This window comes from Pseudoalteromonas sp. JSTW, from assembly GCF_013423925.1.
GTDB lineage: Bacteria > Pseudomonadota > Gammaproteobacteria > Enterobacterales > Alteromonadaceae > Pseudoalteromonas > Pseudoalteromonas lipolytica.
Map to the genome: position 1 here is coordinate 2524617 of NZ_CP058972.1, position 18746 is coordinate 2543362.

Here is an 18746-nt window from a genome sequence, read left to right on the forward strand (position 1 = left end):
TTATTGAGTTAGGCGACCTGTGGCATACCTTAGCGATAAAACAGGTAACTAAAACAGCCTACCAGCGCCCCATAAATCAGCATAGGGAAAAAGGTTTTTTTAAGCACGGGGCCTTCTTGATTGTTCACCCCAACAATACTGGCCACAGCAATAATGTTGCTGATACAAATCATGTTGCCCATTGCCGCTCCTGTCGATTGAAGAGCCAACACTAAGGTTTCTGATAACCCAACCTGTTGGGCAATACCATATTGAATCCCCCCAAAAGTAAGATTAGACACTGTCGCAGACCCCGAAAAAAACGTACCTAGCGCACCCAGGTATGATGCAAATAGCACCCAATGCTCACCGGTTAAATGAGCAAACGTATTGGCGATATAAAATATCGGCGCATTATGCCCTCCTTGCATTAACACATTCACCATCACTAACGCGCCAATTAATGCCACACAAGGCAATGCAATTCGGCTTAAGGTGTCATGAACCATGTGCGACACCTGCTTTTTATTCATCTTAAGCAGCGGAACACTCACCAATACAACCAACACAAACGGAATCAGTGCTGGTACAAACAAGGTTTTATATGACCAACTAACGGCTGTACCGAACAGCTCATGCAACGATATTATCAGTGCTTTACTGAGCTCAAATTGGGCAAATCCTAAATGAATACTCAACCAAACGGTTTCATCATTTAAAAGTGCTTTAATACCTAACTGATGAATACGCGTCAGCACAAGCACCAAAATCAATAACACAAGCGGAAAAAAAGCCAAGAATAACGCCTTGCCATCTATGGGCTTATTAGAGACGGGGGGCTGTTGTGACTTAACCAGTCCAATGCCCTTTTTTGCCAAAAATATAGTCACCAATAACCCCACTGCTCCGCCAATGAGTGATGGAAACTCGTAATTCCACTGCGCAAACAACCAATAAGGTAAAACACATGACAGCACACTTAAATAAACAAAAACGCTGTTTTTGCGCACCGTGTGAAAAGGCAATACTAAACACAGCGCAATCATAGGTATCACCAAAGCGGCAACCACATGACACAGCGCTGTCCACTGAGAGATAGCCAACACCTGTTGCTCGTTTAACGAAAGTGCCGAAAAACCAAACCACGTTGGCGTTCCCACAGCCCCAAACGACACAGGAATCGAGTTTAAAATAAGCGTAAACACAATCACTTTAAAAGGCGAAAAGCCAAGCCCGACTAAAATAGGTGCCGCAATTGCCGCGGGGGTGCCAAACCCCGACGCGCCTTCGAGCATAAATGCAAACGCCCACCCTATAATCATTAACTGCGCAACGTGATTACCGCTAATCGACTCTAACCAATGCTTAATCGTGGTTTCACCACCCGACACCGCTAACATTCGATTAAGTAAAATTGCCCCGGCGATAATTGAAATAGGAGTCAGTACCGACAACATGCCCATAAAGGAGTTGGCGAGAAGTAAACGAGGATCGGCTTGAAAATAAAATAACTGAAGCAGCATACCAGCCAATGCCGACACAGGGAGTGCAACATAAGAAGGCACGGGACTGCGCTTAACCATCATCCATATGAGTAAAAAAATGGGCAACGCAGCCACAAAGGTATTCATGATATATCCTGTCTATAATTAGCGTCCATTACCCGCTAAGTATAGACAGAATAACTAAATTTATAGGCACGAAATAAATTAAATCAGCGTACTTAACCACCAAAGTAGTAACACTAAAATCGACAGCCCTATCAATGCGTTGGTTTTATGCTTTTGAATAATGCGTTCAGCATGATTACCTGCGTAATACACCACAAGCGCTAAACCAAAATATCGAATAGAGCGTGCTATCACGGTCGCAAGTAAAAACAGCACCAACGAAAACTTCGTTGCCCCCGCGGCTAACATCGCAATTTGAAACGGAATGGGGATAATGCCAAGACTCAACACAAACCAAAATCCTTGCCCTTGCATCTTTTGTTTTACTTGCTCGAATTGCTCAGGGTTTGAAAAGGTATTGATAACCCAATCCCCAACTACATCAAATAAGTAATACCCTAACGCATAGCCAAATACAGCACCGATAATACACCCGACTGTCGCCATCAGCGCAATTAACCACAACTTTTCGCGGCGTGCTTGCATAAGTGGCACAAGCACCGCTTCAAGAGGTATGGGCACAATAGTCGATTCTAAAAACGAGGCGATCGTGATTGATCTCAGCATATGTTTAGAATCAACAAACTGCCGTGTTTTTTGCTTAAGCTTTTTTGCTATACCCATCATTTATCCTTAACAATCGTGTTGCTTTTAAGGTTACAGCAAAAATGATTAACCGTCGCTTACGGTGCGTGGATATAGCGGCTACGTCCTTGATTTTTAGCTTGATACAACGCCTGATCGGCTCGTTTCATGGTGCTGCTAAAGGTTTCGGTTGCTCTTTTTATCGCTGATCCCGCACTCACACTGAGCGTTTTACCGGGTGAAATCATCACATTATTTGCTAAACCTAATAACTGCTCACATATCGTTTGCACGACATTGAGATCATCTGTGGGAATATAAAGCGCAAACTCTTCTCCCCCTATGCGGGCAAATAAAATACTCGGATCAAGCTGTTGTCGGCACTGATAAACAAAGTCGATCAAGACTTGATCACCCACATCATGACCGTGTTCATCATTAATTGCTTTAAAGTGATCAATATCGATAATAACTAAGCTGTGTGTTTTGGTTTGGTTTAACTGAACAAAATGGTAAAAATAGCGGCGGTTATAGGCTTTGGTGAGTACATCTGTTTTAAGCTCTTCGGCTAAGTTTTTGTGCGCTTTTGCTAAGTCTGACAAAGCCAAAAACAACCCAAAGCTGGTGACTAACATGCCAATTGTTCTAAACATGTCTTCGATATAAATACCAATCCATACCGGTTGATAAACCAGCTCATCAAGAAAGTCGAAGGTTAAGCCAATACTCCATAAATAGATCCCACTGCTCAAAAATAAGTAACTTAACTTAGCAACCGCCGACGTTTGTACAAATGAAAAGATAAAAATTAGGATCAATAAATTAATCACATCAGAGAGTACGCCATTTATATAAATATTGACTTCTAGACGATTAAAAATTGATAAATAACCCACCACAATACACAACAGAGTTACAATAAAGAAGCTAATAAATAATTGCTTCAAAAGTATCGGGGCAGGAGCAGAATTAGCACTCCCCTCAAGAGGAATCATCGTCTCATTCATAGGCATAACTACAATTTACAGCAAGTGAACAAACAGTATCAAAGGGTAAATAGATGTACAGAAAATTACACTCTGTTCACCTAAAAACCAGCATTTGGGCTGGAGTAATTAATCTAAAAACAAGACATAAGGGGTAATAAAATTACCCAAATTAGTACCATAGGATATAAGGTGTCGCATTCAAGCCGATATTTTCTTATTATCTGTGCCATCACTAACGACTCATACCCAATGTAATGACTAACGCACGTTTTATTCCCTTTCGAAAGCACGACATTATCACCCTATGCAATGATTATTTAGATGCGCAACACCGTGCCTCATTTCTAGAGTTTTGCAGCTTATTGCAAAGTGTTATTCATTATCAGTATCACGGCTTACTTGAGTCATTAAAAAATAGCTATGCGCCATTTGATCCTAACTCAGACACTCGCTCACTCACGTCGATTAATGAAGAGGCGCGCAGAAAGTACCAAAACGAATTTGCTAAGCACTTTGCCACAGTGCTCAATGCCGCTAATTTTGAAACCATCACGACTCAAGACTTACAAGAGGCATTAACCGAAGAGTCTTTGTTTAAAGTGCGTTTAGAAGTCGAGTTTGATGACTTCGCTGAAGTGGTGTTTTATCGCCGAGGCGAATCACAAAAAACCGAAACGTTACGTACCTGGTGGGGGCTGAAAAAAAAGCACATATCGTTTACTAATTACGATCGGGTTGCGGTTTTTATCCGCTTTAAAGACCAACAATACTTTATCGATAAAGGCCGCATGCCGGTGGGTTTTGAGCCTAGTTCAACAATCGTCAAATTGTTTCAAAACGTCCCCAAAGCCGATTTAGAAATGCTGTTTCCAAACAGCGAAGTAAAAATGCGCCCCATTGATAAACTCATTATTGGCTCATCAGCCCTTATCGGGGGAGCGGTGGTGCTTGTTACTAAGCTTGGCGCATCAATTTTACTGTTAATTGCCATGCTTGCATTTTGGGGTGGCTGGCGCAGCGAAGAAGTGCATATGAGCCAACAGCACTTTATCACCTTTGCCATTGGTATGGGGGTGTTCGGCAGTTTTATCTTTAAAGAGTGGAGTAAATTTAAAAACCGTAAAATTCGCTTTATGAAAGCCTTAGCCGATAACCTGTACTTTAAAAACCTCGATAATAATGCAGGCGTGTTTCATACTTTGGTCGATGCGGCCGAAGAAGAAGACGTAAAAGAAGCACTCCTAGCCTACACCTTTTTACTGCACGCAAACGCAGCCATGACTGCCAAGCAACTCGATGACACCATTGAAACTTGGTTTAGCAACAATCACCACTGCACTGTTGATTTTGAAATAGACGATGCAATTAATAAACTGGTCAATCTTGAATTGGTCAGTGAAAACAAGGGTCAATACCTTGCCGTTGATTTAAGAACAGCAAAACAACGCTTAGATAAACGCTGGGATGCGTTTTTCAACTTCAGTTAGTGCTGCTTTATCTCATTGTCCTTGCGTGATTTATGGTCAGCTTTTAGGATGAAATTTTACGGCTAAAAAAAGACGCTAACATGCAATTAAAAAAACACTTCATTATTGGGGCCAGTTTGCTGTGTGCTGCAACAACAGCGCAGGTTTACGCGAACGACAAATTTGTTTCTGAGGATATTTTCCAACTTGAATACGCGGGCGACCCGCAAATAAGCCCTGACGGTAAAAAAATCGTTTATGTGCGAAGTGGCTACGACATCATGAAAGATGGTAACAAACGCAGCTTTTGGCTTTACGATTTAAAATCAGGGCAACACACTCCACTTTTTTCTGATGAGCACAATTACAGTCAGCCAACGTGGTCGCCAGACAGCCAAAAAATTGCGTTCACCAGTAATAAAAGTGGCTCAAACCAATTACACGTTTACTGGTTAGCACAAGACAAACAAGCACTGTTAACGCAATTACCAAAATCAGTAGGCGACTTAACGTGGTCACATGACGCTGAGCACATTGCTTTTACAATGAGCATTCCTGAAGGTAAATCGGCGTTTGCGAAATCGGTTAAGTTACCAAAAAAACCGAAAGGTGCCGATTGGTCAAAACCGGTCAAAGTCATTGAAAAAGCGCGTTACCAAGCCGATGGTGCTGGTTTCTTAGAACCCGCTTATCGCCATGTATTTGTGATTCCTGTTTCGGGTGGTACACCCCGCCAATTAACGTCGGGCAACTACCAACACCGCGGTCCATTAGCATGGGATCCAACCAATACCAAAGTCGTCTTTTCTTCAGACCGCCATGACGAGTGGGAGTACCGCACCACTGAATCTGATTTATACGAAATAAATGTAAAAACGGGTGAACTTACGCAATTAACAGACCTTCCGGGTCGTGAAAGTAACCCTCATTACGCTAAAGATGCAGACGAGCTGGCCTTTATTGCCCGTGATAACGCCCCCGTGCCTTACATAAACTCGACACTGTCGGTGCTTGACTTAGATGATAAGTCAGTAAAACACCTAACAGAAAAGCTGGATCGTTCAGTGGCTGACTTCAAATGGTTTGGTGATGGCGATTTTGTTATTCAGTATGATGACTTCGGTAAGCGCAAGCTTGCTAAAGTATCAAGCCGCGGTAAAGTCACCGATTTAACCGACACGGTCTCAGGCACCTCGATAGGTCGCCCGTATGTCAGTGGTAGCTTTAGCATGGCACGCAATGGTGCCATTGCCTACACGACCGGCAGTGAATACCGCCCTGCTGATTTAGGTTACTTGTACAAAGGCAAAAACAAAACGTTAACCTCGTTAAACGAAGATGTTTTAGGCCACAAAAAACTGGGCAAAGTGCACGAACTGAATGTGAAATCACAATTTGATGGTCAAGCAATTCAAGGCTGGTACATCACACCGCCCGACTTTGACGAAAGCAAACAGTACCCACTGATGGTTGAAATTCACGGTGGTCCTCATTTAGCCTATGGCCCAAGTTTTACAGCCGAACTGCAACGCTATGCTGCTGAAGGTTATGTGGTTGTGTATGTAAATTACCGTGGTTCAACTAGTTACGGTAAAGACTTTGCCTTACTTCTTGATGGTAAATACAGCTCAAAAGAAGACTTTGCCGATCATAATACCGCCGTGGATGCCATGATTGAAAAAGGCTTTATTGATAAAGACAACTTGTTCATTGCTGGTGGTTCAGCAGGCGGCATTGCAACGGCGTATGCGGTGGGTTTAACAAATCGCTTTAATGCGGCTGCTATCACAAAACCGGTTATCAACTGGTTAAGTAAAACGCTAACAGCCGACAGCTACATTGGTCAAATTCGTAACCAATTCCCAGGAATGCCGTGGGATAATGTTGAACACTATTGGCAACGCTCGCCTCTGTCTTTAGTGGGAAATGTGACAACACCTTCACTGATCATGACTGGCGAAGAAGACCGCCGTACACCGATTTCTGAATCGGAGCAATTCTATCAAGCTTTAAAACTACGTAAGGTCGATACAGTACTAATACGTGTTCCGGGTTCACCGCATGGTATTGCGGGTCGTCCATCACGGATGATTTCTAAAATTGAATACACGCTTGCGTGGTTTAATCAATATAAGAAATAATCATTTTGAGCAGTAATGGGGTGACTCATTGCTGCTCAAAAATAATGATGACTAAGCGCAAGTTGAGCACTGCCTATTGACTGCGCTTTTTCACCACAGACCCCAACACTAACGTCACACAGACGCAGCCCTCTGCTGTCTAAGCGTGCAAATGCTTCAAGTGTTAATTGCCTTACAACATCCAATGCGTCTTTTGGTAACGGTGAGTCGATAACAACAGCCTGCATATCTAATAAACTTAAACTGTGATGCATTGCCACACTTATCGCCTCAGCCGCCTTTTTAAGCCAAGGTAGTATCAGGGCATAATGTTCTTTAAATTGACTATCTGTAAGCTGATACACCGATAAATTTAACTGTGCAGCGTCAAACTGTTTTTGTAATTCTAGCAACGAGCATAACGTAAGCAACTGTTCATGCTGAGCATTTAACATTGAACCGATTGCGCCCGCGTTGCCACTTTTACCCTCAAGAAGCTGGCGGTTAATCACGACCGCGCCACCTAAAAACGCACCCAAATAAACATATAAAAAATCACTGTAATTTTGACGATTACCTAGGCTGAGCTCTGCGCAGCACGCTGCATTATTGTCATTACTGATGTAAACAGGTAGCTCAAATTCAGTTTCTAGATACGTTTTTAAATCGAAATGTTGCCATTCAAGTAATTGCGCTTGTTGCTCAGGATTCTCAGCATGCCAATGCCAAATATCAAAAGGCATCGCCACTCCTAAACCACATACTCGCGTGCTTAAGTCACAGCCTAACTCTCGCAATAGCCGTGGGATATTGGTTTTCAAAAAAGCCTTAAGTTCGTCAATGTTAGGCACATTGACCTCAACGGATACACTGGCTCTTTGCGTGCTTTGTAAATCAATTAGAATCAAATCAAAACGTCGGCGTCCAATCTTTAAACCAAAGCTAAAAGCGCCATCGGGATTCAGCCGAAAAGGCACACTTGGCTGCCCTACTCGCCCTTTTACAGGGGCATCACGAAGCAATAATTTATCTTCTTCCAACTTATTAATATTCACCGTAGCAGCTTGTGCAGATAACGAGAGCGCTTTCGCTATTTGTGCTTTGGGCAGCGTTTCACATTGCCTAATCAAGCTCAAAATAGCTCGTTCATTATTACTTCGCCTTGTCGGCAATAAACTACGCTTCATAGCATCCTTCTTAATACGGTTAAAGACCCACCTATTAGACCTTTTTGCCATACTATCCGCTAGTTAAAATAATAAATCAACTATGTTGATTTATTATCTGGAGTCGTGAATACTATCGGCCACAACAATATGAACACAACAATCTGGTGATCTATGCCAACACAATCAGCTATTGTATCGCGCCAAATGCTATGGCCATTTATCTTGCTCGCCACCTGTTTCGCTGCATGGGGTACAGCAGCAAACATGACCGATCCTTTAGTAAAGGTTTTCAGTAAAACGTTTTCGATGAGTGCGCTGCAATCAGCATTGGTGCAATTTAGTTACTATGGCGCTTATTTTTGCTTAGCGTTGCCTGCGGCTCTAATTAATCGTCGTTTTAATTACAAAACAGGTCTGCTGGTTGGTTTGGCCATGGCCGCATGTGGCGCGTTGTTGTTCTATCCGGCGAGCCAAACAATGCTATACAGCCACTTTTTACTTGCCTTATTTATTCTGGCTGGCGGGTTATCTATTTTAGAAACCTCTGCAAATCCTTATGTAATGCAGCTAGGGTGCGAAAAATCGGCCACTCGCCGCCTAAATTTGGCGCAAGCATTCAACCCAGTGGGCACCAATATCGGTGTATTTCTGGCCGCCACGTTAATTTTACCCAGTTTAAATCAGGCCGATAACGCACACCGAGCACTCATGAGTGAAAGCCAATTAAAGGCGATTGTGAGCAGTGAGCTCAGTGCAGTGATGGTGCCTTACGTGGGGATGGCGGGCTGTTTAATCTTATTATGGCTGTGTATCTTTTTTAGTAAATCTCCTAAAACAATAACGCACACCCACACTCCATCACGTAATTTAACAAGCGCTTTTAAAACCTTATATCAAAATAAGCATTATCGTTTTGGTGTTGTTGCGCAGTTTTTTAACGTTGGAGCGCAAACATGTGTCTGGACCTACACTATCGGTTACACCATGGAGGCACTCACAACGAATGAAGTCACTGGGGGTCAAGTGCTACAGTATTCGATGCTCGTCTTTTTAATTTCTAGGTTTATTATGACGTGGCTCATGCGTTTTTTGAGTGGTGCTAAATTACTGCGGATTATGGCCTTAGTCGCAGCTGCGCTGTGTGTTTTGGTTATCACTCAAGTTAATTTACTGGGAGTGGCGGCACTTGTGAGTATTTCTGGCTGCTTATCGCTTATGTTTCCGACTATTTATGGCACGGCACTCGAGGGACTCGGCGATGATGCAAAAATTGGCGCTGCAGGATTAGTAATGGCGATTCTAGGGGGCGCATTTTTACCGTTACTCCAAGCAACATTAATTGATACATTGGATACGGCCAGCTCATTTATTATTCCTCTTCTGTGCTTTTTAATTGTCTCTCTTTATGGCCACCATACTCGGGGCACCAAAAATACACATAAACACGAATAAGTAGTAACAATACGATATAAAAAATAAGGCGCTGAGCGTAAATCAGTGCCTTATCGTATTGTACTTTATGAGTATAAAATGTGAAAATTAGCGCCTTTATCACTACCTAAAAGTAAGTATGAAATCGCTTAAGTCCGCTTTACAACCCCACATGTCTAAACTGTGCACTCAGCGCATTTCATATCATTTCAGCTTTTTTTTAGTTAAGTATATTTGTTTCTTTTGTGGCTGCTTTTTAAGCTTTATTTTGCACGATAAATTCAATGTTCCCATTGTAGTGGCCGCAGCTGGCACTGGGTTAATTGGCACTTTTATTCCTTTTTCACGCGTGTATAAATCTCACCCCTATGCAGCTATTTATGCGGGCAGCTTTGCGGGTATGTGCTCATCAAGTTTAATTAATAATTACTGGGAACTGGGTTTAATTTCATTTTTTGGTGCGAGCTTATATGTCATGACAATGAATCTTTTTGCTGGTTTTGGTGGTCGCTTAGGCAGTGTCGCATTTGCCAGTGTGGCCCTTTACATGTTTACGAAAAGTGCGTTTTTATGAACCTCGCGATTATTTTACTGTCAATATTTGCCGCATTTGGCACCTATCTTCTTGCACAACAAAATCGCTTTGACGGCATTCGTGCATCAGCCTCGTTAACAATTATTGCTTACTGTGTGATGGTTTATATCACCCCTCACGCTGATTTATACAGTGTGGCGTTTTTTGGCGGCACTTTTATTGGCATGAGTGCCCCTAAACGCTTTGGTATTTTTACCATTACCATTGCAGCCTTACTTTTTTCTCTTCTTTTTGAGTATCTTGTGCCTCTTTTAAATGGCTATGGTGGGGCTTTGGGGATCAGTGCATTTCTCGCCGTGTGTCTATGCCATATTGGTATATTGCTAGGTGCTCCACGCAGTAAAAAACCACATTAGTTTTTCACTTTATGCTGCAACAAGCACGCTTATTCTTACACGCATTAACACCAACACTTTAACCTTATTAATTAAAAAATTATTAAGATTAAAACACTGCTAACAACCCTGTTATCGCCTCTCAGGCCTTGATTAAGTGCAGACCAAGGTCGCATATTATTTAACCAAAAAAGCGCCTACATTTTAAATATCCACGCTCCCACGTGATAGCACTTAACATTGCATCTTCAAGGGGAGCGGATATAAATCTCTCACAAATAAAGTATAGGAGCCTCTTTATGTCGGGCGAATATCAACAACAATATCAACAGTTTCAGCGCGATCCCGGTCAGTTTTGGCTTGAGCAAAGTAAACGTATTGCGTGGTTTAAAGCCCCCAGCGCACCGTATCAAAACGATGAAAACAATTTTTATCATTGGTTTGCCGATGGCACGCTTAATACCTGTTATTTAGCACTTGACCAGCATGTAGATGCCGGTTTCGGCGAACAAACAGCATTAATTTACGACTCACCCGTTACAAACACAAAACAAAAAATCAGCTACTCAGAATTGCAAAGTCGCGTTGCAACATTTGCAGGCCTAATGCATTCATTGGGCGTTAGTAAGGGTGATCGCGTGGTTATTTATATGCCGATGATCCCCGAAGCGGTTATTGGCATGTTAGCGTGTGCACGACTAGGGGCTATTCACTCGGTGGTTTTTGGTGGTTTTGCACCCCACGAACTTGCCGTGCGTATCGATGATGCAAAGCCTAAACTTGTGCTTAGCGCATCATGTGGGGTCGAAATCAATCATGTCATTGAATATAAGCCACTGCTTGATGAAGCCCTTGAAACCGCAAAGCATCACGTTGAACACTGCATTATTTACCAGCGTGAACAAGCAAAAGCCGATATGCAAGCAGGTCGCGATATTGACTGGCAATCGGCCAGCGATACAGCCGCTCCTGTAGAGCCTGTCGCAGTAAATGGGGATGACCCGCTCTATATCCTTTATACCTCAGGTACCACAGGCACGCCAAAAGGCGTGGTGAGAGAAAACGGGGGGCATGCAGTTGCAATGCATTACAGCATGGAGACGGTTTATGGCATGAAGCCGGGCGAGGTCTTTTGGGCGGCTTCCGATATCGGGTGGGTAGTCGGTCATTCATACATCGTCTATGCACCTCTTATTTATCGCTGTACCACCGTTTTATATGAAGGAAAACCCATTAGAACGCCCGATGCCAGCGCATTTTGGCGTGTGGTAGAAGAGCACAAGGTAACCGCGTTATTCAGTGCACCTACCGCATTTAGGGCTATCAAAAAAGAAGATCCGACAGCCGAAGGCTTTAAAAAATACGATACCTCCTCGTTAGAACGCTTATTTTTAGCCGGTGAACGCCTTGACCCTCCGACGTATGAGTGGCTTAAAGAGCACACGGGATTACCGGTGCTAGATCATTGGTGGCAAACAGAAACAGGCTGGGCCATTGCTTGTAATCCAATTGGCATTGAGCAGCTAGGCACAAAACCTGGCAGTTCAACGGTGCCCACACCGGGCTTCGATGTGCAAATTTTAGATATGAATGGTGAGCGTTGCGCACCAAATGAAAACGGCGCGGTTGTAATAAAACTGCCTTTACCTCCGGGTTGTTTACCCACTATCTGGCAAAATGACGCGCGTTTTAAAGCGGGTTACTTGAGTGAGTACCCTGGTTATTACCTCTCTGGTGATGGGGGTTATATTGATGACGATGGCTATTTATTCATTATGGGCCGAACCGATGATGTGATTAATGTTGCGGGTCATCGCCTATCCACGGGGGAAATGGAAGAAATTGTCGCGGCTCACCCTGCCGTTGCTGAATGTGCCGTTTTTGGTGTAAGTGATTCACTAAAAGGGCAATTGCCAATGGCGATGATCGTTCTAAAAGATGATTACCTCGGTGATAGCAAAGAGGTTGAAAAAGAGTTAATCCACGCTGTTAGGCATCAAATTGGCGCAATCGCCTGTTTGAAAAATATTCTGCATGTTGAACGATTACCTAAAACACGTTCAGGGAAAATTCTTAGAAAAAACCTTCGTCAATTAGTCGATGGGGAAGAATTAAACATTCCATCTACGATTGATGACGCCTCTATTTTTGACGAAATCAACCAACAACTAAACAATCGCTAAATGCTTTTGTAATGTTACCAAAGGCCTTTTAATAAGGCCTTTATACTCTATTGAAAGCCACGCTATGTATTATTTACCCTACCGACAATAAGCTGCTTTAAAATAAAACTAAACGTACCCAAAAAACGAATAACACGCTAAACTTATTGAACTTATTTCGTATTTTTATGAGCCTTAAACACATGAAAAAATGGCTTTACCCTCTTTTGCCTTTGGTTGTTTTAACGGGTTGTACATCACTGAGTAAAGATGAATGTTTGCAAGCAAATTGGTATGGCATTGGCTATCAACATGGTGTTAATGGCACCCAATACCAAGATGGCGTAAATGCGTTAGCACAATGCAGTGAGTTTGGCGTGCGTGCAGACATAAGCGAATATAAATCGGGTTATGATCAAGGTCTCAATGTGTATTGTGAACCCGAAAACGGCTTTACATTGGCCATGCAAGGCATGCCTTATAACGGCGTGTGTAACAGCACTGCGTTTCGTAAAGCATGGCAAGAAGGTAACGACCGCTACCAAGTACAGCAACGGCTTATTGATATCGATGATCGTATAGAAGAAATTGATCGTCGGCTACATACTATTCGTGCTGAACTAAACAATAATCAGCTCGATAATCAACAGCGTAAAAACCTCTACCATGAGCGTAAAAGTTTAGAAGATGAACGTAATGACTTGCGCAAAGAACGGGCGCTATTGCCGCTACTCAATAAACTGCCCAGTGTTGAAATATCAACCGAATGGTAACGATTTTGGTATCGATTTCATCTTATACATTTGCTTATCAGCCATGGTAAGCAACTCTTTCACATTTTTGCCATGATGCGGATACAGCGCAATACCAAAACTTGCACTGACAGGCTGGGCAGTGGCATAGTTTTTTGCAATTACTTCCACCGCTTTTTGACAACGCAATGCAATTTCTTCGCATACTTCAGGCTTTACTAAACTAGGTAGTACAATCACAAATTCATCACCCCCTATGCGTGCAAGAATATCTTGCTCACGTAGCTGTAACGCTATCTGCTGGCTAATCGTAAGCAATAAACTATCGCCTTGTTCATGCCCAAAGGTGTCGTTAACCAATTTAAAGTTATCAAGATCAAGGTAAATTAACGCAAACTTAGGGTTATTTGCCGTTGTACTTTGCGTGATTGCACGTAACTGAATATCTAACCCTCGTCGATTAAGTAACTTAGTAAGCGGGTCTTGATTTACCAGCTCAGTTAATAATTGACGTTTTTCTACTGCCAGCGAAATATCATCAAAAGCACCTATGTAATGACTTACACATCCTTTTTCATCATATAAAGCATCGATAGAAAGCAGCTCTGGGAAAATTTCGCCCGATTTACGCTTGTTCCACACCTCCCCCTGCCAGCGACCTTTACTCAGTAGTGTTGCCCACATTTGTTGGTACACTTCTTTTCCTTGTTTTTTAGCTGAAAGTATCGCTGGACTTTGGCCTACCACTTCAGATTTACTGTATCCGGTTATTTGTTCAAATGCGGGGTTAACATCGACAATGCGTGGCTCAGGGGTTGTAATTAAAATTCCTCGACTGGTGGTTGAAAAGACGGCGGTTAACAATTTTATTTTTTCATTACTCGTCACTTCTTCACTGACATCTTCTAAGTAACCATTCCACTCAAAACAACCATCATGGCGCGCAATAGGCGACGATTTACCTTCAACCCATATGAGCCCTTTTTTTGGGTGATTTACCCGATAGATTTGGTGCCAGTCACATAATTCAACTCGCGAACGCTCAATACTTGTCAGCACACGAGGCAGATCATCGGGGTGTATTACCTGCATGACCAAAGCATCAGACTCTTTCAATTGGTCTGACGTACAACCATAAATTTCTATTACTTTTGACGTTGTGAAAGGAAATGACCCGTGACCTTTTTTATCTATTACATACTGAAAAACAAGGCCCGGTAAGTTATCAGTAAATTTTTGCAGTTTGTTATGTAAAGACTCTATTTCGCACTCTTTTCGCCACTGATTGGTTATATCTATGTGAACGCCAAACATCCATTCAGGCTCCCCCTCTTCATCCCATGTTTGCACTTGGCCTTTGTCGAGTACTTTAATCCAGTGCCCTTTTTTGTGCTTCATTCTGACTTCGCATATATAGCGCTCAGTTTCGCCACTAAAATGGGCTTGAAGGTGTCGCTGCGATTTTTCGAGATCATCAGGGTGTGCATGCACAAGCCACGTATCAATAGAAACCGGATGTAAGTCAGCTAAACTATAACCAATAATTGCCGCCCATTTTTCATTAAAAATGGTTTCACCTGTTTTTATATTCCATAGCCATATCCCCGCATCGCTACTATCAAGTATAAGCTGGGCGATGTCTATTCCGAGCTTCGACTGGATCCCCTCGTATCCTTTACTAAATGCCATAGTTAACCTTTTGAGTTGGATCACGGTGAAAAAGTAAGCCTTTATTTCTATTTTAGATAACAAAATAAAAAAAGACTAAAAATGACATTTAGATTTTTGATTTAAATTAAAATTACTCATTTAAGGGCCAATCAGCAGCATCGTATATATCAACAACACGACTCACTGTTTTATCACCTTGCCATTTGCGAATATAACACCCTGTTGGGTCATATAATGCCGTTTGCTTATTAATGTGGAAATGACGCCCACCTCGCTGATCCACGCCAACTCCTGCAATATATTGCCAGTTACCCCAATTCGCAGCGACATCATAGTCAATGAGCTGTTGCTCAAAGTAAGCCGCTCCAAAACGCCAGTCAACCGCTAACTCATTGACCAAACAACTGGCTGCAATTTGCCGCGAACGATTCGAAATATAGCCCGTTTCATTGAGCTCATGCATTATTGCATTTACCAGTGGAAAAGGAGTGGTTCCTTGGCACCAAGATGCAAAACGTTGACTATTAAATGTTGTTAGCGGCGCCGTTTTTTTCTGCCCTTTAAAGCGATATAGCTGTCTGCCAACATGCTTAGCATGCCACTTAAAATACTCACGCCAGAGTAATTCAAATTTAATCCAATACGTTGACTCATTCGCACCATTTATATGCTCATAATGTTCAACCTCAGCATACACTTGTTTTGCACTAATAGACCCACCCGCAAGCCACAAACTAAACTTAGTTGTGTTACTGAAGCCGTCTAATTCATTACGTGTTTCTTTGTAGCTGGCAGGTGCGGGCGATGAAAAATAGTGCAGGCAATGTTGTTGAGCAGCAAACAAGCCACCAGACACACTTTCAGGCTCTGTCACTGCATCTGGGATTGGTTGAGCTGGGCAAAGCTGCACTGGGTGTGGCAAACGCGAAACCGCATCACGCGGTGCAGCAATAGCCGCAGGTTCTGCTTCAACTTTTTTACGAAAAGCCGTGAAATTTTTTGGTAAATCGGCAACTGAGAACGGTAAATCAGGTGCTGTAAATAAAGTGTCTTGCTGGTAGGTTTTAACGTCAAGTTCTGGGCATAACTCAGTTATTTTATTAAGCTGTTTTTGCTCGTAATAGCCCACTTGCTCTGTACAGACAAGCGTTGAAACACCGTGTTTTTTTATGCGCTCGTGAATAACCACTTCGGGCTCACCTGTGACCACATGTAAGGTTTGCCCAAGCGCCTCCACAGCGTTAGAAAAAGCCTGTAGGCTCTGTATTAAAAAACAATATCGATGCTTACCAACAGGCCGTTGTTGATAATTACTTTGTTTAAACCACCTAGGCTCAATCACATAAACAAGGTCAAGTTCACCATTAAAGTGTTCAAGTTCAGATAGTATGACGTTATCACTCATTCTTAAGTCATTTTGCAGCCAATATAAAACACGCTTTTTCATTGTTTACTCTATTAGAAATCTTAATAAATCATACGCAAGCCAGCCTTTTACCGATTAATTTCACGCTAACGCATTATCTAAATCAAAAGTTATCAAGCTCTTACAATCTTCAACTAAGTTTCAGTTTTAGTTAAGTTTTTCTTAAGTTAGTTCTTTTATGCTTTCAAAATGAAGCGTTTTTAACGACTTAGGTTGATGTAGCATGACAACCTCATCGCTAAGTATTAAGTAGGCATAGTTCCAAATGTATAAAATAACACCTGTTTTATTATTCGCATGCACTGCTACAGGGACAGCTTATGCAAACGAGCCTTTAAGCTTAGATGTCGTCTGTGAGGTAAAAAGCAAACCCACTGCTGAGTTAAGCGAAGACAAAGACATCACTGTTGATAAACTCAACATTGATACACATACTATTTTTGATCCAAACGATCCTGAAACGACCGCCCTACACCGCTTTATTAACTGGTTACACATAGATACCAAAAACAAAGTTATCAGTGAGCAAATTACCTTTAAAGAAGGTGAGCAAGTAAGTGAGCGTCAGTTACAAGAAGCAGAGCGTATTCTGCGCAATAAAAAATACTTAAGAGATGCCAAAGTTAGCTATACAAAAGATTGCCTTGTGGATGAGCCTAAAGTTGTACAAATAGATACCTGGGATACCTGGAGTTTATTACCAACCGTTAATTTTGGGCGAAGTAGTGGCAACAATAAATACAGCTTGGGCTTTAAAGAAGAAAACTTTTTAGGGTACGGTATTCGCGCATCATTAAAGTATAAATCTGATCACGAACGCTCGGGCTTCCATTCAGTACTGCAAATGCCAGTACCTTGGCAGCCTCATGCGACCCTCACTTTACAAGCTGATGATTACGATGACGGGCAAGTCTTTTTAGTGGATTATCATCAGCCTTTTTATCAACGCAGCAGTGACGCACTAATGCGCTACTTTGCACAATCTCAAAAGCAAAAAAGTTATATCTATCAAAATGGTATAACTCGTTCAGAGTTTTTTACTGATGAATTAATCGCCCAGTTTGCCTATGGTGGTATTTTATCGCAAGACAGTCAGCAAACCTTCCACTGGCTTGCAGGGATTGACTACCAAGATGTCAGCTACCGCCCTTTTCAAACAGAACCTTTACTTGCAGGTCTCAACGATTACAGCATTGCTGCACCTTGGCTAGGATTGCATTGGTTAGAAGACAATTACGCTGTGTTGCACGATATTGACCTAATAAACCACAATGAAGACGTTAACCTAGGCTGGGAGTTAAACTCAAAGTTTGCCATCGATACGGTTAATTTGGGGCAAGGCTTTTTATTTGATACTAACCTCACCAAAGCGTGGTTTAACAATAATGCCTTGTATCGGTTTGCCACAGGGGTCAAAGGCAATATTGGTACAGAGCTTGATGACCGCTTAGCTATTTACTCAAAAGCGCAAATGAACTATCGCTGGTCAGATTCATTTGCCTTTTATGCGCATTTAAATGGTCATTGGCAAAACCATGAGTTTGCAGATAAACCGCTGGCTGTAGGCGGTGAAGAAGGCATGCGTGGCTTCCCTGAAAGTTACCAACATGGTACTTCAAGCGTACAAGCAACCGCTGAGCTAAGAATGTACCCAAATATCAATCTGTATCAGTTTGTAGATGTAGGCTTTGTTGGCTTTGTTGATGTAGGCCAAGCATTTGGCAGCACTGAAACTGCGAATATATCAGATTCAATGCTAACCAGTGCGGGTCTTGGTATTCGCCTATATTCATCGCGCTCAAGTAACGACAACGTTATACATATTGACTTTAGTACGCCTCTTGGCAGTTACCAAGACGTTGATTCATGGCAAATAGGAATGTCGGTTGAAACAACTTTTTAAGCATCCTGCTCTTTACTCATCAACTCGCTCATTCGCTGCATCAACTCTTGCTCAGTGAGGTCTTCTTTGTGTGTGCCTATAGTCCAAATATGACCAAAAGGGTCTTCTAAGGTCCCAGCTCTGTCGCCATAAAACTGATCGTGAACTGGGCGCAGCTCTTTTGCACCCAGCGACAACGCGTTGGCAAATACAGCATCAACGTCTTCAACATACAGCATAATACTCACAGGTGTACCACCGAGCTGATGTGGAGACTTAAACTGCACATCGGGGCACATATCTGAAAGCATGATGTGGGAATCGGCAATTTTAATTTCGGCATGTGCCACGCCACCGTCTGGTAAAGGCATTTGCATCACCAGTTCAGCAGCAAACGCTTGCTTATAGAACTCTATTGCCTTCGTGGCACCTTCAATAATCAAATAAGGCGTTACCGCATGGTAACCTTTAGGTATTGCAGATATAGCCATATTGAACCTCGTGTTGGAACGTG

The 18746-nt window shown here is 42.4% G+C and carries 15 protein-coding genes; 8 read left to right on the plus strand and 7 right to left on the minus strand.

Annotated elements, in window-relative coordinates:
• Nucleotides 1-29: 29 nt before the first annotated feature.
• The 3 genes from GZH31_RS11470 to GZH31_RS11480 form a co-directional block, all read right to left on the minus strand.
• Complete coding sequence (locus tag GZH31_RS11470) at nt 30-1610, minus strand: L-lactate permease (protein ID WP_257473658.1); 1581 nt, start codon at nt 1608-1610, stop codon at nt 30-32.
• Between the two features lie 78 nt (nt 1611-1688).
• Nucleotides 1689-2273 (minus strand): YqaA family protein, encoded by a 585-nt coding sequence (locus GZH31_RS11475; RefSeq protein ID WP_180311646.1) that lies wholly within the window; start codon nt 2271-2273, stop codon nt 1689-1691.
• A gap of 59 nt (nt 2274-2332) precedes the next feature.
• On the minus strand, nt 2333-3241 hold the full coding sequence (locus GZH31_RS11480) for a GGDEF domain-containing protein (protein ID WP_162898042.1): 909 nt from the start codon (nt 3239-3241) through the stop codon (nt 2333-2335).
• Between the two features lie 236 nt (nt 3242-3477).
• On the opposite strand from GZH31_RS11480, the gene GZH31_RS11485 reads away from it, so the two are divergent.
• Together GZH31_RS11485 and GZH31_RS11490 are read left to right on the plus strand one after the other, a co-directional pair.
• Nucleotides 3478-4710, plus strand: a complete 1233-nt coding sequence (locus GZH31_RS11485) for a TMEM143 family protein (RefSeq protein ID WP_075593765.1) — start codon at nt 3478-3480, stop codon at nt 4708-4710.
• Nucleotides 4711-4790: 80 nt separating this feature from the next.
• A complete protein-coding gene (locus GZH31_RS11490) occupies nt 4791-6830 on the plus strand; it encodes a S9 family peptidase (protein WP_075593766.1) in 2040 nt (679 codons plus the stop codon).
• A gap of 35 nt (nt 6831-6865) precedes the next feature.
• Here the strand turns inward: GZH31_RS11490 and GZH31_RS11495 are convergent, their stop codons facing one another.
• Complete coding sequence (locus GZH31_RS11495) at nt 6866-7996, minus strand: ROK family transcriptional regulator (RefSeq protein ID WP_036966807.1); 1131 nt, start codon at nt 7994-7996, stop codon at nt 6866-6868.
• Between the two features lie 153 nt (nt 7997-8149).
• Between GZH31_RS11495 and fucP the strand changes: the two genes are divergently transcribed.
• The 5 genes from fucP (at nt 8150) to GZH31_RS11520 (ending at nt 13274) form a co-directional block, all read left to right on the plus strand.
• Nucleotides 8150-9430, plus strand: coding sequence for an L-fucose:H+ symporter permease (gene fucP / locus GZH31_RS11500; RefSeq protein WP_180311006.1), 1281 nt, complete (start codon nt 8150-8152; stop codon nt 9428-9430).
• A gap of 247 nt (nt 9431-9677) precedes the next feature.
• On the plus strand, nt 9678-9983 hold the full coding sequence (locus GZH31_RS11505; RefSeq protein ID WP_075593808.1) for a hypothetical protein: 306 nt from the start codon (nt 9678-9680) through the stop codon (nt 9981-9983).
• The gene (locus GZH31_RS11510) at nt 9980-10360 is read left to right on the plus strand and encodes a hypothetical protein (RefSeq protein WP_074988994.1); all 381 of its coding nucleotides are present in this window, start codon (nt 9980-9982) and stop codon (nt 10358-10360) included. Before GZH31_RS11505 ends, GZH31_RS11510 begins: the two co-directional genes overlap by 4 nt.
• 278 nt (nt 10361-10638) lie before the next feature.
• On the plus strand, nt 10639-12522 hold the full coding sequence (locus GZH31_RS11515) for a propionyl-CoA synthetase (protein ID WP_180311007.1): 1884 nt from the start codon (nt 10639-10641) through the stop codon (nt 12520-12522).
• Between the two features lie 182 nt (nt 12523-12704).
• Nucleotides 12705-13274, plus strand: a complete 570-nt coding sequence (locus GZH31_RS11520; protein WP_180311008.1) for a DUF2799 domain-containing protein — start codon at nt 12705-12707, stop codon at nt 13272-13274.
• Here the strand turns inward: GZH31_RS11520 and GZH31_RS11525 are convergent.
• Together GZH31_RS11525 and GZH31_RS11530 are read right to left on the minus strand one after the other, a co-directional pair.
• Nucleotides 13260-14942: a sensor domain-containing diguanylate cyclase gene (locus tag GZH31_RS11525; protein ID WP_180311009.1), complete on the minus strand. Its 1683-nt coding sequence runs from the start codon at nt 14940-14942 to the stop codon at nt 13260-13262. The genes GZH31_RS11520 and GZH31_RS11525 overlap by 15 nt on opposite strands.
• Before the next feature lie 112 nt (nt 14943-15054).
• Nucleotides 15055-16371 (minus strand): DASH family cryptochrome, encoded by a 1317-nt coding sequence (locus GZH31_RS11530; RefSeq protein WP_180311010.1) that lies wholly within the window; start codon nt 16369-16371, stop codon nt 15055-15057.
• A 244-nt stretch (nt 16372-16615) separates the two neighbouring features.
• Between GZH31_RS11530 and GZH31_RS11535 the strand changes: the two genes are divergently transcribed.
• The gene (locus GZH31_RS11535; RefSeq protein ID WP_180311011.1) at nt 16616-18253 is read left to right on the plus strand and encodes a hypothetical protein; all 1638 of its coding nucleotides are present in this window, start codon (nt 16616-16618) and stop codon (nt 18251-18253) included.
• Here GZH31_RS11535 and GZH31_RS11540 read toward each other — a convergent pair.
• The gene (locus GZH31_RS11540) at nt 18250-18723 is read right to left on the minus strand and encodes a VOC family protein (RefSeq protein ID WP_074988999.1); all 474 of its coding nucleotides are present in this window, start codon (nt 18721-18723) and stop codon (nt 18250-18252) included. The two genes, GZH31_RS11535 and GZH31_RS11540, sit on opposite strands and share 4 nt — an antisense overlap.
• Between the last annotated feature and the right edge of the window lie 23 nt (nt 18724-18746).

Coding starts and splice junctions, on each gene's coding strand:
- GZH31_RS11470 (WP_257473658.1), bottom strand. CDS start 1,610: ATGAATACCTTTGTGGCTGCGTTGCCCATTTTTTTACTCATATGGATG.
- GZH31_RS11475 (WP_180311646.1), bottom strand. CDS start 2,273: ATGGGTATAGCAAAAAAGCTTAAGCAAAAAACACGGCAGTTTGTTGAT.
- GZH31_RS11480 (WP_162898042.1), bottom strand. CDS start 3,241: ATGAATGAGACGATGATTCCTCTTGAGGGGAGTGCTAATTCTGCTCCT.
- GZH31_RS11485 (WP_075593765.1), top strand. CDS start 3,478: ATGACTAACGCACGTTTTATTCCCTTTCGAAAGCACGACATTATCACC.
- GZH31_RS11490 (WP_075593766.1), top strand. CDS start 4,791: ATGCAATTAAAAAAACACTTCATTATTGGGGCCAGTTTGCTGTGTGCT.
- GZH31_RS11495 (WP_036966807.1), bottom strand. CDS start 7,996: ATGAAGCGTAGTTTATTGCCGACAAGGCGAAGTAATAATGAACGAGCT.
- fucP (WP_180311006.1), top strand. CDS start 8,150: ATGCCAACACAATCAGCTATTGTATCGCGCCAAATGCTATGGCCATTT.
- GZH31_RS11510 (WP_074988994.1), top strand. CDS start 9,980: ATGAACCTCGCGATTATTTTACTGTCAATATTTGCCGCATTTGGCACC.
- GZH31_RS11515 (WP_180311007.1), top strand. CDS start 10,639: ATGTCGGGCGAATATCAACAACAATATCAACAGTTTCAGCGCGATCCC.
- GZH31_RS11520 (WP_180311008.1), top strand. CDS start 12,705: ATGAAAAAATGGCTTTACCCTCTTTTGCCTTTGGTTGTTTTAACGGGT.
- GZH31_RS11525 (WP_180311009.1), bottom strand. CDS start 14,942: ATGGCATTTAGTAAAGGATACGAGGGGATCCAGTCGAAGCTCGGAATA.
- GZH31_RS11530 (WP_180311010.1), bottom strand. CDS start 16,371: ATGAAAAAGCGTGTTTTATATTGGCTGCAAAATGACTTAAGAATGAGT.
- GZH31_RS11535 (WP_180311011.1), top strand. CDS start 16,616: ATGTATAAAATAACACCTGTTTTATTATTCGCATGCACTGCTACAGGG.
- GZH31_RS11540 (WP_074988999.1), bottom strand. CDS start 18,723: ATGGCTATATCTGCAATACCTAAAGGTTACCATGCGGTAACGCCTTAT.